This is a genomic window from Rhizobium sp. BR 249 (assembly GCF_047445895.1).
Taxonomy (GTDB): Bacteria; Pseudomonadota; Alphaproteobacteria; order Rhizobiales; family Rhizobiaceae; genus Rhizobium.
Map to the genome: position 1 here is coordinate 163,151 of NZ_JARWKX010000012.1, position 12,382 is coordinate 175,532.

At 63.7% G+C, this 12,382-nt stretch carries 12 protein-coding genes; 4 read left to right on the forward strand and 8 right to left on the reverse strand.

Annotation, left to right across the window (positions count from 1 at the left end; translation table 11 throughout):
• Nucleotides 1-47 precede the first annotated feature (47 nt).
• Nucleotides 48-785, reverse strand: coding sequence for a phosphatase PAP2 family protein (locus QD408_RS13810; RefSeq protein ID WP_414139676.1), 738 nt, complete (start codon nt 783-785; stop codon nt 48-50).
• Between the two features lie 191 nt (nt 786-976).
• Here QD408_RS13810 and QD408_RS13815 point away from each other — a divergent pair, with 191 nt between their 5' ends.
• Entirely contained in the window at nt 977-1,522 is a 546-nt protein-coding gene (locus QD408_RS13815) for a hypothetical protein (protein ID WP_414139677.1), read from the forward strand.
• A gap of 15 nt (nt 1,523-1,537) precedes the next feature.
• Here QD408_RS13815 and QD408_RS13820 read toward each other — a convergent pair whose 3' ends face one another.
• The 5 genes from QD408_RS13820 to QD408_RS13840 form a co-directional block, all read right to left on the reverse strand.
• Nucleotides 1,538-3,031, reverse strand: a complete 1,494-nt coding sequence (locus QD408_RS13820) for an HAL/PAL/TAL family ammonia-lyase (protein ID WP_414139678.1) — start codon at nt 3,029-3,031, stop codon at nt 1,538-1,540.
• On the reverse strand, nt 3,028-3,804 hold the full coding sequence (locus tag QD408_RS13825) for an ABC transporter ATP-binding protein (RefSeq protein ID WP_088683477.1): 777 nt from the start codon (nt 3,802-3,804) through the stop codon (nt 3,028-3,030). The genes QD408_RS13820 and QD408_RS13825 overlap by 4 nt, the downstream gene beginning before the upstream one ends.
• A 27-nt stretch (nt 3,805-3,831) precedes the next feature.
• A complete protein-coding gene (locus QD408_RS13830; protein ID WP_047613446.1) occupies nt 3,832-4,536 on the reverse strand; it encodes an ABC transporter permease in 705 nt (234 codons plus the stop codon).
• Nucleotides 4,537-4,546: 10 nt separating this feature from the next.
• Nucleotides 4,547-5,272, reverse strand: coding sequence for an ABC transporter permease (locus QD408_RS13835; protein WP_414139679.1), 726 nt, complete (start codon nt 5,270-5,272; stop codon nt 4,547-4,549).
• A gap of 102 nt (nt 5,273-5,374) precedes the next feature.
• Nucleotides 5,375-6,217: a transporter substrate-binding domain-containing protein gene (locus QD408_RS13840; RefSeq protein ID WP_414139680.1), complete on the reverse strand. Its 843-nt coding sequence runs from the start codon at nt 6,215-6,217 to the stop codon at nt 5,375-5,377.
• 182 nt (nt 6,218-6,399) lie between these two features.
• Between QD408_RS13840 and hutC (QD408_RS13845) the strand changes: the two genes are divergently transcribed.
• Nucleotides 6,400-7,155, forward strand: a complete 756-nt coding sequence (gene hutC, locus QD408_RS13845; protein ID WP_414139681.1) for a histidine utilization repressor — start codon at nt 6,400-6,402, stop codon at nt 7,153-7,155.
• Nucleotides 7,156-7,181: 26 nt separating this feature from the next.
• Here the strand turns inward: hutC (QD408_RS13845) and hutC (QD408_RS13850) are convergent, their stop codons facing one another.
• Nucleotides 7,182-7,904 carry a histidine utilization repressor gene (gene hutC / locus QD408_RS13850; RefSeq protein WP_414139682.1) on the reverse strand — a complete coding sequence of 241 codons (723 nt, stop codon included), beginning with the start codon at nt 7,902-7,904 and terminating at the stop codon, nt 7,182-7,184.
• A 60-nt stretch (nt 7,905-7,964) separates the two neighbouring features.
• The gene (locus QD408_RS13855) at nt 7,965-9,311 is read right to left on the reverse strand and encodes a formimidoylglutamate deiminase (RefSeq protein WP_088683482.1); all 1,347 of its coding nucleotides are present in this window, start codon (nt 9,309-9,311) and stop codon (nt 7,965-7,967) included.
• Between the two features lie 121 nt (nt 9,312-9,432).
• Between QD408_RS13855 and hutI the strand changes: the two genes are divergently transcribed.
• Together hutI and hutH are read left to right on the forward strand one after the other, a co-directional pair.
• A complete protein-coding gene (gene hutI / locus QD408_RS13860; protein ID WP_088683774.1) occupies nt 9,433-10,695 on the forward strand; it encodes an imidazolonepropionase in 1,263 nt (420 codons plus the stop codon).
• On the forward strand, nt 10,692-12,227 hold the full coding sequence (gene hutH / locus QD408_RS13865; RefSeq protein ID WP_088683483.1) for a histidine ammonia-lyase: 1,536 nt from the start codon (nt 10,692-10,694) through the stop codon (nt 12,225-12,227). Before hutI ends, hutH begins: the two co-directional genes overlap by 4 nt.
• Nucleotides 12,228-12,382 lie beyond the last annotated feature (155 nt).

Sequence of the window (12,382 nt, forward strand, 5' to 3'; positions counted from 1 at the left end):
GTGGCGCCCTAAGCACAGGGCGCCACGCTCAACTGCGTCTGGAGACGCTACCTGCCGTCATCATTTTCGGCTTCGGCCGCAGCCTCGGGAACGCGGCTTGGGACGAACCGTTTCGAGATCAGCCAGCAGCCGAGCCCCCACAGCGCTCCGGCGCACCACCCGGCGAAAACGTCAGTCGGATAGTGAACCCCGAGATAGATTCGGCTGAGCCCGATGAGGACGGCCAGAAAAACGCCGGCGCCCATGACGAAGATCCGCGTCGAGCGGTAGCGCTGCGTGCGCGCCACGAGCGCGCCGAGCGTCAGGTAGGTCACCGCCGAGACCATGGCGTGCCCTGAGGGAAAGCTGAGATCGCTCACCTCGACGAGATGCGGCACGATATCCGGGCGCGGGCGCGCGACGAGGATCTTCAGGAGCGTGCTCGCGAGCCAGCCTGTCAACACCGAGGAAAAGACGAAGATCGCGATCTGCCAGCGCCGGTCGAGCAGAAGATAGACGGTGATGAGAACCGTCATCAGCGTGAGTACAGTGACGCCGCCGAGGCTGGTGATGTCGTCCATCGCATGCGTCAGCCAGGCCGGACCGATCGGCACGGCAAGATCGCCCTGTTGTCTGAGCGCCAGCAGGATGGCCTTGTCGAAACCAAAGGTCTCGCCCTCGAGAACCTCGCTCGTCAGCCGCTGCAGCACGAACAGCCCGCCCGCGACCGATGCCAGCGTGATCAGCGTCAGCGGCTCGTATGCGGTGAGCCTCGCCAAGAATCCGCGTCGTTGAACCTCGCTCATGCCTACTGTCGAACTCCCTTCGCACCATGTCCTTCATCGCCAGATCGGCAAGGTGAGCCGCAAATTCAAGACCTTGCGACATTCAAGAACAACCCCGGGGGCTGTCACCGGCGATATCGGAATGCCCGGTAGCAAAAGCTCAACCTTCTTTTGTTATGGCTGGAGCGATTGTCCTGGAGATGGTTTCGGCGATGAAAATTCTGACCCCGATGGTTCTGATGGCATCCGTCCTGCAGCCGGTCGCAGCCCTTGGCGAGACCGAATGGATGGGCGGCGCGAGACAATGGTCGGTCGGCTTTGCCAACGAAGCCCCGCAGCCCTATTGCCGCTTGCGCTGGGACAGCGAGATCGGCAAGACCATGGAATTCCGCCAGAGTGCGACCGAGACCTTTTGGCTGGTCGCGAAGAACACCTGGGACATTCCCGCCGATACGAAAACCGAGGTGACGCTGACCGATCGCCAGGTGACGAAGGTGGTCGCGGCCGAATTTTTCGATAAGAACACGCTGCGCCTCTGGCCTCTCGGCAGCAAGGGAAGCGCCGGACTGAAGAAGATCATCAAGAATTCCTTTGCCGGAACGCCTGACGTGCAGTTGACCTTTGCCGGCGACGAAGGCGACTGGACGCTTCCGCTCTCGCGGGTAGACCAGCTCTATCCGACCTTCGTCCAGTGCCTCAAGCGGCTGGAGGTCGGCGGAAAACCCAAGCAGGATTCCGAAACCAGCAAACCGTTCTGACCGCCACCCCAGGTCTCAGCTGACTGGCGGCGGCGCGGTATCGCGGATCAGGCCGCGCACGGCCTCGATATCGCCGTTGAGCGGCCGCTCGTCGCCATAATGGGAAACATGCTGCCGCACGGCCTTATGGACGAGGTCCGTGCCTGCCGCCCGTGGCGCCGTCTTCGCCAGGAAATCATGCGCCTGGGCAGCAGCCATCAGCTCGATCGCCAGAATATATTCGGCATTGTCGATGATGGCGAGCAGCTTGCCGGCGGCAGCCGTCGGATGCGCGAGGAAATCTTCCTGCAGGCCGGAAGTCAGCCCGCCATCCATCGCCGCGGGTGCGGCAAGGCGGCGGTTCTCGTTGCTCAGCGCCGCTGCGGTATATTGCGCGATCATGAAGCCGGAATGGCTGCCGGCGTCGCTTGCCAGGAAGGGCGGCAGGCCGCTCACCAGCGGATTGACCAGCCGGTCCATGCGCCTTTCGCTGATCGCGCCGATCTGCGCCAGCGCAATCGCAAGACTATCGGCCGCCTGCCCGAGCGCCGGGGCGACCGCATGGGCCTCGGAGGAGACGATCGGCTGCTCCGGCGTGCCTGAGACGGCCGGATTGTCCGTTACCGAAGCCAGTTCCTGATCGGCTACGCGGGTGGAATTGTCGAAAACGTCGCGGGCGGCGCCATGGGCATGCGGCACCGAGCGCAGGCTCAGCGCATCCTGGGTGCGCCGGCCGCGCGCGGCGGCGACAAGGCCGCTATTTTGGAGGCGCGCACGGAGCGCGGCTCCGACTTTCTCTATTCCCGCCGATGGGCGCAGCGCCAGCACGGCCTCGTCGAAGGCGGCGATCTGGCAGCCTGCCGCTTCCAGCGTCAGCGCCGCGATGGCATCGGCCCAATCGAGCAGCCGTTCGGCCCGGGAAAGCGCGACAGCCATCAAGCCGGTGGCGCAGGCCGTGCCGTTGACGAGGCTCAAACCCTCCTTGGCGCCGAGCACCAGCGGTTCAAGGCCGATCGCCGCAAGTGCTTCGCGGCCGTTCATGCGTTGGCCGCCGAGCGTCGCACTGCCCTCGCCGATCAGCACGAGCGCGGTATGGGCATTGTGGGTGAGATAACCGGCCGAACCTTTCGACGGGACGTCGGGAATGCAATCATGCGCCAGCAGGACTGTGAGATGCTCGACGATCCCGCGCCGCACGCCGGAATGGCCATGGGCGAAATTGGCGATCTGAGCGGCGATGATGGCTCGCACTTCGCGGGCAGCAAGCAACGGCCCGACGCCGCAGGCGTGGCTCAGCACGATGCTGCGCGACAACAGGCTCTGCGAAGCGCGGTCGACCACGGTATCGGCGAGCGCCCCGACGCCGGTGTTGACGCCATAGGCGCGCACGCCTGTTTCAACGATGCTGGCGACGATACGGCTTGCCTGCTCGACCCGCGCCCAGGCGGCCGGCGACAGCGCAAGCGCCTCCCCTGCCCCGACGCGCGCAACGTCGCGCCAGGTCAGCACTTTATCGATCGTGATCGTCATTGACCTGTTCCGAAATGGCCGATGAACTGACGGAAGGCCGGCGACGCGCCGCCGGTAAACATCTCATCCGGCGGGCCGCTGCTTTCGACCAGGCCTTCGCGCATGAAGACGACCCGGTTCGAGACGTTGCGGGCAAAGCTCATCTCATGGGTGACGACGAGCATGGTCATGCCTTCCTCGGCAAGCGCGCGCATGACGCGCAGCACCTCGCCAACGAGCTCCGGATCGAGCGCCGAGGTCGGCTCGTCGAAGAGCATGACCTTCGGCTTCATCGCAAGCGCGCGAGCAATTGCGGCGCGCTGCTGCTGGCCGCCGGAGAGATGGGCGGGATAGGCGTGGCGCTTGTCTGCGATGCCGACCTTTTCGAGCAGCGCCTCGGCCTCGGCGATGCATTCGGCGCGCGGCCGCTTCAGCACATGGATGGGTCCCTCGATGACATTCTGCAGGATGGTCATGTGGGACCAGAGATTGAAGGACTGGAACACCATGCCGAGTTCTGAGCGGATATGATCCACTTGCTTCTGGCTCGCCGGCTTTGTCTTGCCGTTCTTGTGAACCATCTCGATATGCTCGCCGTCGACCCAGATTTCACCGTCGCTGGCGGTTTCGAGCAGGTTGATGCAGCGCAGGAAAGTCGATTTGCCGGAGCCGGAAGCGCCGAGCAGGGAAATCACGTCGCCGTCCTCAGCATCGAGAGAAATGCCGCGCAAGACTTCATGCGTGCCGAAGCTCTTGCGGATATTGCGGACCGAAAGTCGGGTAACGCCTGGCATGGAAGCTCCAATCGCGTTTAATCAGGTTCAAGCCTTCAGCGCCTGCGGGATCGCGCGGCGGTGTCGGGAGAGCGAATATTCGAGCAGGGCCATGCCCTGCAGGATGATGAAGTTCAAAACGAGATAGATGATCGCCGCGCAGAGGAAGACTTCCATCGTTCGGTAGGTCTGCGAGATCAGCCGTTGGGCAACACCCGTGACCTCCCAGACGGTGACGAGGCTTGCGAGCGCCGTCGATTTCATCATCAGCACGATCTCGGTGGAATAGGCCGGCAGCGCATGGCGGAAGGCGATCGGCGCCAGGATGCGGCGCACCAGCAGGAAGCCGGACATGCCGATCGAGCGCGCCGCCTCGATCTCCTTCGGGGAAACGGCACGGATGCCGCCGCGGAAAATCTCCGCCGTGTAGCCGGCCGTGCAGAGCGCCAGCGACAGGATGGCGCAGACCATCGGCTCGCGCAGGAATGGCCAGAGGAAGGAATAGCGGATGAAGCCGAACTGGCCGAGGCCATAGAACACCAGGAACATCTGGATCAGCAGCGGTGAGCCGCGAAAGACGAAGATATAGCCCTTGGCGAAGCCCGAAAGCACCGGGTTGCCGCTGACCCGCATCCAGACAATGACGAGTGCCAGCAGGCCGCCGCAGAGAATGGACAGCGAAAACAGGATGAGCGTCGTCGGCACGGCCTTGAGCAGCGTCACCATAGTCGAGGCGATGAAGGTGAAATCCATCGTCGTCTCCTTACGCCTGGCCCATGGCCGAGGCCGGCATGCTGCGATTGGCGCGGCGTTCGGCGCCGTTGAAGACGCGGTCCGAAAGGCTGGTCAGGATCAGATAGAGGCAGCCGCCGGCGATGTAGAACAGGAAATATTGCCGGGTCGATCCCGCCGCCACCTGGCTGGTGCGCATCAGTTCGGCAAGGCCGGTGACGGAGATCAGCGCCGAATCCTTGAGGCTGAGCTGCCAGACATTGCCGAGACCGGGAATGGCGAGGCGAAGCACCTGCGGCATGATGATACGGCGAAAACGCAGGCTGCGATGCATGCCGATCGCCGATGCCGCTTCGAGCTCGCCCTTCGAGATGGCGAGGAAGGCGCCGCGGAACACTTCCGCCTGATAGGAGCCGGAGATGATGCCAACGGCAAGGGCACCGGCGATGAAGGAGGGCAGGCCGAGGAAGCCTTCATAACCCATCGCCTTGCCGATCGAGGTGACGGCCGAAGAGCCGCCGAAATAGATCAGATAGATGATCAGCAGCTCGGGCACGCCGCGAAACACGGTCGTATAGACGTTGCCGAGCGTGACGAGAACAAGATTGCCGGAGAGTTTTGCCGCCGCGACGATCGCGCCGAGCACCGCGCCGATGGCAAGCGCCGTCGCGGTGACGGCCAGCGTCATCAAGGCGGCGGCAATGAGCAGCGCGCCCCATCCGGTCGAGCCGAAGCCGAGCAGTTCCAAGCTTGCCATATCGTCCGTTCCCCGTCCGTGGCAGTGTTTTGCGTGACAATAACATGCCGTCTCCGGCGATAAAGCCGGAGACAGGTATTTGCGGCCGAAAGGCCGAAACGCTTATTGCTGCGGGCTGACGTCGACCTTGAACCACTTCATCGACAGGTTCTTGACCGTGCCGTCGGCAAGGGCTGATTTGATCGCCTCGTTGAACTTGTCACGCAGGTCGGTATCGGCCTGGCGGACGCCGAGGCCTTTGCCCTCGCCCCAGATCGAGCCGACGATTTCCGGACCGGTGAAATCAAGCGTGTCGTTGGCGGTCTTAAACGCGTTGGCGAAATAGACGGCGTCATCGAAGCCGAGGTCGATGCGGCCGTTCTGCAGGTCGAGGTCGCGGTCGGCGCCGGTCTTGTATTCGCGGATCTCTGCGATATCGCCGAAATTGTCATAGACGAACTTGGCGTAGACGGTCGCCGCCTGGATGCCGATCGTCTTGCCCTTGAAGGCTTCCTTCAGCGCTTCGATTTCCTTCACGCCGGTCTGGCCGGGCGTCATCTTGATCGTGGCGCCGGTGCCGGCGGCCTTCGCCAGCGGGCTGTCCTTGGCGGTGGCGAAGGCGGCAGGGGTCGCGGCATAGGGAATGGTGAAGCCGATCACCTGCTTGCGCTCTTCGGTGATGGAAAGCGCATCCATGATGACATCGAACTTGCCGGCATTGAGCGCCGGGATCATGCCGTCCCAGTCGGAGGCAACCAGCGTGCATTCGATCTTGGCGCGTTCGCACAGAACCTTGGCAAGCTCCGGCTCGAAGCCGCCGAGCGTGCCGTCGGCATTGGTGAGGTTCCACGGCGCATAGGCGCCTTCGAGCGTGATGGTCGCCTTCGTCCAGTCCTTGGCGAAGGCGGGCGCTGCGACGGCGGAAAGAGCGGCGACGCCGCAAAACAGGATCGTGCTGAATTTCATAGATGAATTCTCCTCTGAGATTGAAACTGACCTTGCGGCACCAGGGGCCGATCTTCGCCGGCTTGCCCTTTCCGTCCTTTTTCTGTTTCGAGGACCGATTGGGATGTTGTATATGGTACCATATGAGATATTTTGTGATATGCAAGAGGAAAGTCGGTTTATGCGCGCAAAAGGAATAGGCAATGAAGCGTTCCGGGGAGATGAAGCGGGAACTGGCGGGAAATGACAGCACCCCGCTCTATGCCGGCGTCAAGCAGGTGATCCTCGACCGCATCCACAGCGGCGAATGGCCGCCGAAATACCGCGTGCCGTCGGAAAACGAGCTTGTCGTCGAACTCGGCGTCAGCAAGATGACCGCCAACCGGGCACTGCGCGAACTCGCCAACGAAGGCGAACTCATCCGCATCCAGGGCGTCGGCTCCTTCGTCGCCGAGCGCAAGGGCTATTCGGCGCTGTTCGAAGTGCGCAACATTGCCGAGGAAATTGCCGAACGCGGCCATGTCCATGAGGCTTCCGTCGTCGTCCTCGCCCAGGAAACGGCCTCCCCCGAGATCGCCGACGCGCTCGAACTGCCGATCGGCGCGGCGGTCTTCCACTCGCTGATCGTCCACAGCGAAAACGGCGTTCCGGTGCAGATCGAGGACCGTTTCGTCCATCCGGAAGCCGCTCCCGAATATCTCGACCAGGACTTCACGACGCTGACGCCGAACGCCTATCTGACGGCCGCGGCCCCGCTCAGCGGCTCCGAACACGTCGTCGAGGCGGCGATGCCGCAGGAATGGGAATGCAAGCTGCTGACCATCCTGAAGACCGAACCCTGCCTCACCATCCGCCGGCGCACATGGTCGGCAAGGCAGATCGTCTCGACCGCCCGCCTCGTCTATCCCGGCTATCGCTACCGGCTCGAAGCCCGCAGCGGCAAGATGTTCGAAGAGTAAAACACCAGCTATCTTGTATATGGAACCTATTGCGATGCCGGCGTGAAACGCGCCACCAGCGCATGACGATCGCCCGGATAGGTAAAGCGCACATGCGTCACCGGGCCGGCGCCGCTCCAGGTGCGGCGCTCGACGACGAGGCAGGCGGTGTTTCGGGCGATATCCAGGGCCGCCGCCACCTCGGCTGTCGCGGAGACGGCGTGGATACGGTGTTCGGCGGTGCTCCACGGCACCTGGTTAAGCAGCCAGGGGCCTGGCGCCATCGCCAGGAAATCGGTATCGGCAGCTTCCGGCACGGTCGCCAAGCTGATCAGCCGCTCCTCCAGGCAGAAGGGCCGCGCCCCGGCATTGTGGATGCAGACGACCTCGACGACCGAGGAAGCGATCGGCAATTCCAGGCGGCTTCTGTCTTCCGCCTTGGCCTTTCGGCTCGCCTTCTTCGAAACCGCATAGGAATAAGGCAGGTTCAGCGACTGCACTTCGGCTTTGATGTCGTGGATTTCGAGAACGGCCGACTGCGCCTGCGGCTGGGTGACGAAGCTGCCGGATTTCTTGCGGCGCTCGATCAGGCCCGCCTTGGCGAGTTGGGTCAGCACCTTGTTCACCGTCATGCGCGAGCAATCATATTGCGTGGCGAGATCGACCTCGAAGGGAATGCGGTGCCCCGGCGGCCATTCGCCCGAGACGATACGGCCCTCGATCTCGCTGAGGATGCGCTGATGCAAGGTGGGGTCCCTGCTTTGATTCATCGCCACGCTCCGGTTGGTCTCCCGCTCTAGATCGAATGCCTTGAAAGGAAAAGCGCTTTTTCAGGCAGCCAGCAATTCGCCCATCGCGGCAAGGAAACGCCGGTCGATCGCGTCACGCTCGATATGGCGCCCGCCCGCCACCCGTTTGTGGCCCCGCGTCCAGACGCAATCGACGGAAACCCCGCCCGCAAACAGCCAGTGATCGAGGATCTGGTCGCCCGAGAGATAGGGAACGGCCGTGGTATCGAGCGAAACGATATCGGCGTGATGGCCCTCGGTAAGGCCCGCCGGCGCTTTCAGCGCGGCGCCGCCGCCGGCAAGAGCGTTTATGAACAACGAAAGCGCCGTCGAGCCACCGGGAGCTGCGACGACATTGCGGGCGTGCAGCGCCAGGCGCTGCGAATATTCGAGCTGACGCAGTTCCTCCGGCACGGAGATCAGCACGTTGGAATCCGAACCGATGCCGTAACGCCCGCCCTCTTCCAGAAAAAGCGGCGCCGCAAAGGCGCCGTCGCCGAGATTGGCTTCGGTGATCGGGCAGAGGCCGGCAATCGCCCCGCTCTTTGCCATTCGCCGCGTCTCGTCTTCGGTCATGTGCGTCGCATGGATCAGGCACCAGCGCTGATCGACAGGTGCATGATCGAGCAGCCATTCCACAGGCCGCGCCCCGGACCAGGCGATGCAGTCCTCGACCTCCTTCACCTGCTCGGCGACATGGATATGGATCGGGCCATCACCCGCCATCGGCACGAGCCTTGCCAATTCCCCCGGCGTTGCGGCGCGCAGGCTGTGCGGCGCAAGCCCGAGCTCGGCGCCGTCGAGCCGGCCGGTCACCGCCCGGCATCCCTCCATCAGCCTTTCGAAGCTTTCCAGCGAATTGATGAAGCGCCGCTGGCCGTCGATCGGCGCGGCACCGCCGAAGCCGGAATGGGCATAGAAGACCGGCAGCAGCGTCAGGCCGATGCCCGTCATATCGCTTGCCGCGCCGATGCGTTCGGCAAGCTCGGCGATATTAGCATAAGCGCCGCCGTCTCTGTCATGATGGAGATAGTGGAACTCCCCGACGCGGGAAAAACCTGCCTCGAGCATTTCCGCATAGAGCTTCGCCGCGACCGCCTCGACATGATCGGGCGTCATCGCCAGGGCGAACTTGTACATGACCATGCGCCAGCTCCAGAAGCTGTCATTGGCGGGGCCGCGCACTTCGGCAAGGCCGGCCATCGCCCGCTGGAAGGCATGGCTGTGCAGGTTGCCCATGGCGGGAAGGAGGAGAGCGTGGCGCTCGTCGCCGGAGGCGGGGGAAACACCGCTTTCCACCCGCGCGATGCGCCCGGATTCCAGCGTCAGCCGCACGTCCTTCCGCCAGCCTTGCGGGGTCAGCGCCGTCTCTGCGTGAAGTGTGGTCATGGCCTTCCCTCTCCTCTTGCCGCGCCGCCGATCTTTCTTTTCCAGAAGAGCGCGCAAAATTTCTCTTGTCACCTGCTTATTATGTATATACATGTTTTGGCATAAGGAAAGGCGCAAAGCGATGACCGGGAGCAATTTTTCAGAGGAAACCGCATCCGCCGATATCAGGCCGGTGCTTTGGCGCAATGCGCGGCTCGCCACGCTCTCGCCTGAGAAAGCTGGGCTGGGCGTCGTCGAAAAGGGCGCAATCCTGGTCGAAAACGGCCGCATTACCTTTGCCGGTCGCGAAAGCGACCTGCCGGGCTCGGCCATTGAACGGTCCGAGATCGTCGATCTCGAAGGCCGCTGGGTAACTCCGGGCCTCGTCGACTGTCACACCCATATCGTTCACGGCGGCAATCGCGCCCGCGAGTTCGAAATGCGCCTTGCCGGTGCGAGCTATGAAGAAATCGCGCGCGCCGGCGGCGGCATCGTCTCCTCCGTCAAGGCGACCAATGCGCTGTCGGTCGAAGAACTGGTGGCAGAGGCTCTGCCGCGTCTCGACACGCTGCTTGCCGAAGGCGTGACGACGATCGAGGTCAAATCCGGCTACGGGCTGAACCGGACCGGCGAAGTGAAGATGCTGCAGAGCGCCCGCCTTCTCGGCCATATCAGACCGGTGCGTGTCGCCACCAGCTATCTCGGCGCCCATGCGACGCCGGTGGAATACAAGGGCCGCAACGGCGACTATCTCGATGATGTCGTCCTGCCTGGACTCGACGACATGTATCATCTCGGCCTTGCCGACGCCGTCGACGGCTTCTGCGAAGGCATCGCCTTTTCCACGGCCGAGATCACCCGCGTCTTCGACAAAGCAAAAGCGCTCGGCCTGCCGGTCAAGCTGCATGCCGAACAGCTCTCCAATCTCGGCGGCGCCAAGCTCGCCGCATCCTACGGCGCGCTTTCGGCCGATCATCTCGAATATCTCGACGAGGACGGCGTTGCCGCGATGGCTGCCGCCGGCACAGTCGCCGTACTCCTGCCCGGCGCCTTCTACGCCATCCATGAAAAGCAGAAGCCGCCGGTGGAGGCGCTGCGCCAGGCTGGTGTGCCGATGGCGATTGCCACCGATTGCAATCCCGGCACCTCGCCGCTCACCTCGATGCTGCTGACCATGAACATGTCGGCAACGCTGTTCGGTCTGACCGTTGAGGAATGCATCGCCGGCGCCACCCGCGAAGGCGCCCGCGCGCTCGGTCTGCTTGGCAAGACCGGAACGCTCGAAGCCGGAAAATCCGCAGATCTCGCGGTCTGGAATGTCGAAAGCCTCGCCGAGCTCGTCTACCGCATCGGCTTCAATCCACTTCACGCACGCGTCTTCAAGGGCGAAAGGAACGGCCGATGACCATCACGCTCCACCCGGGCTCCGTCTCGCTCAAGGATTTGGAAATCATCTACTGGACCGGCGAGCCGGCAAGGCTCGATCCCGCCTTCGATGCCGGCATAAACAAGGCTGCCGCCCGCATCGCCGAGATCGCCGCCGGCAACGCGCCGGTCTATGGCATCAATACCGGCTTCGGCAAACTCGCCTCGATCAAGATCGACAGCGCCGACGTCGCCACCCTGCAGCGCAATCTCATCCTGTCGCATTGCTGCGGCGTCGGCGCGCCGCTGCCCGAAAATATCGTGCGGCTGATCATGGCGCTGAAGCTGGTCTCGCTCGGGCGCGGCGCCTCCGGCGTGCGGCTGGAACTGGTACGGCTGATCGAAGGCATGCTTGAGAAAGGCGTCATCCCGCTGATTCCGGAAAAGGGCTCGGTCGGCGCCTCAGGCGATCTTGCGCCGCTCGCCCATATGGCCGCCGTGATGATGGGCGAGGCCGAAGCCTTCTTCGCCGGCGAACGCCTCTCCGGCGCCGAAGCTCTGGAAAGAGCGGGGCTGAAACCGGTCGTGCTCGCCGCCAAGGAAGGCCTGGCGCTGATCAACGGCACCCAGACATCGACGGCCTTAGCGCTTGCCGGCCTCTTCCGCGCCCATCGCGCCGCCCAGGCCGCCCTCATCACCGGCGCCATGTCCACCGATGCCGCCATGGGTTCTTCGGCGCCCTTCCATCCGGACATTCACACGCTGCGCGGCCATAAGGGCCAGATCGACACGGCATCCGCGCTTCGCGGCCTGCTGGAACGATCGGTCATCCGCCAGAGCCATATCGAGGGCGACGAGCGGGTGCAGGACCCCTATTGCATCCGCTGCCAACCGCAGGTCGACGGCGCCTGCCTCGATCTGTTGCGCTCGGTCGCCCGCACACTCGAAATCGAAGCCAATGCGGTCACCGACAATCCGCTGGTGCTCTCGGACAATTCCGTCGTCTCAGGCGGCAATTTCCACGCCGAACCCGTGGCCTTCGCCGCCGACCAGATCGCGCTCGCCGTCTGCGAAATCGGCGCGATCTCGCAGCGCCGCATCGCGCTGCTGGTCGATCCCACCCTCTCCTACGGCCTGCCGGCCTTCCTCGCCAAGAAGCCGGGCCTGAACTCCGGGCTGATGATCGCCGAAGTCACCTCGGCGGCGCTGATGTCGGAGAACAAGCAGATGTCGCACCCGGCCTCGGTCGATTCGACGCCGACCTCGGCCAACCAGGAAGACCATGTCTCCATGGCCTGCCACGGTGCCCGCCGCCTGCTCGGCATGACCGAAAACCTGTTCGCCATCATCGGCATCGAGGCGCTGACCGCCGCCCAAGGCGTAGAGCTGCGCGCACCGCTGTCGACGAGCCCGGAGCTTGGCAAGGCGATTGCCGCGATCCGCGCCAAGGTGCCGAGCCTCGATAGTGATCGTTACATGGCCAGGGATCTCGCCGCCGCCGCCGAACTGGTGGCGACGGGGGCGCTGAACAGCTCGGTTTCGACAGGCATTTTGCCGGTTTTGGAGAATTGAGATGATGGCGAAGGAAAAAGTCCCCTCCCCAACCCCTCCCCACAAGGGGGAGGGGCTAAGGCTAGCCGCACGCTCTGCGTTCAAAATTGAATGCAGCACGAGCCGCAGGTTAAGTCCCTCCCCCTTGTGGGGAGGGGKTGGGGAGGGGTTTTGAT

Coding starts and splice junctions, on each gene's coding strand:
- QD408_RS13810 (WP_414139676.1), bottom strand. CDS start 785: ATGAGCGAGGTTCAACGACGCGGATTCTTGGCGAGGCTCACCGCATAC.
- QD408_RS13815 (WP_414139677.1), top strand. CDS start 977: ATGAAAATTCTGACCCCGATGGTTCTGATGGCATCCGTCCTGCAGCCG.
- QD408_RS13820 (WP_414139678.1), bottom strand. CDS start 3,031: ATGACGATCACGATCGATAAAGTGCTGACCTGGCGCGACGTTGCGCGC.
- QD408_RS13825 (WP_088683477.1), bottom strand. CDS start 3,804: ATGCCAGGCGTTACCCGACTTTCGGTCCGCAATATCCGCAAGAGCTTC.
- QD408_RS13830 (WP_047613446.1), bottom strand. CDS start 4,536: ATGGATTTCACCTTCATCGCCTCGACTATGGTGACGCTGCTCAAGGCC.
- QD408_RS13835 (WP_414139679.1), bottom strand. CDS start 5,272: ATGGCAAGCTTGGAACTGCTCGGCTTCGGCTCGACCGGATGGGGCGCG.
- QD408_RS13840 (WP_414139680.1), bottom strand. CDS start 6,217: ATGAAATTCAGCACGATCCTGTTTTGCGGCGTCGCCGCTCTTTCCGCC.
- hutC (WP_414139681.1), top strand. CDS start 6,400: ATGAAGCGTTCCGGGGAGATGAAGCGGGAACTGGCGGGAAATGACAGC.
- hutC (WP_414139682.1), bottom strand. CDS start 7,904: ATGAATCAAAGCAGGGACCCCACCTTGCATCAGCGCATCCTCAGCGAG.
- QD408_RS13855 (WP_088683482.1), bottom strand. CDS start 9,311: ATGACCACACTTCACGCAGAGACGGCGCTGACCCCGCAAGGCTGGCGG.
- hutI (WP_088683774.1), top strand. CDS start 9,433: ATGACCGGGAGCAATTTTTCAGAGGAAACCGCATCCGCCGATATCAGG.
- hutH (WP_088683483.1), top strand. CDS start 10,692: ATGACCATCACGCTCCACCCGGGCTCCGTCTCGCTCAAGGATTTGGAA.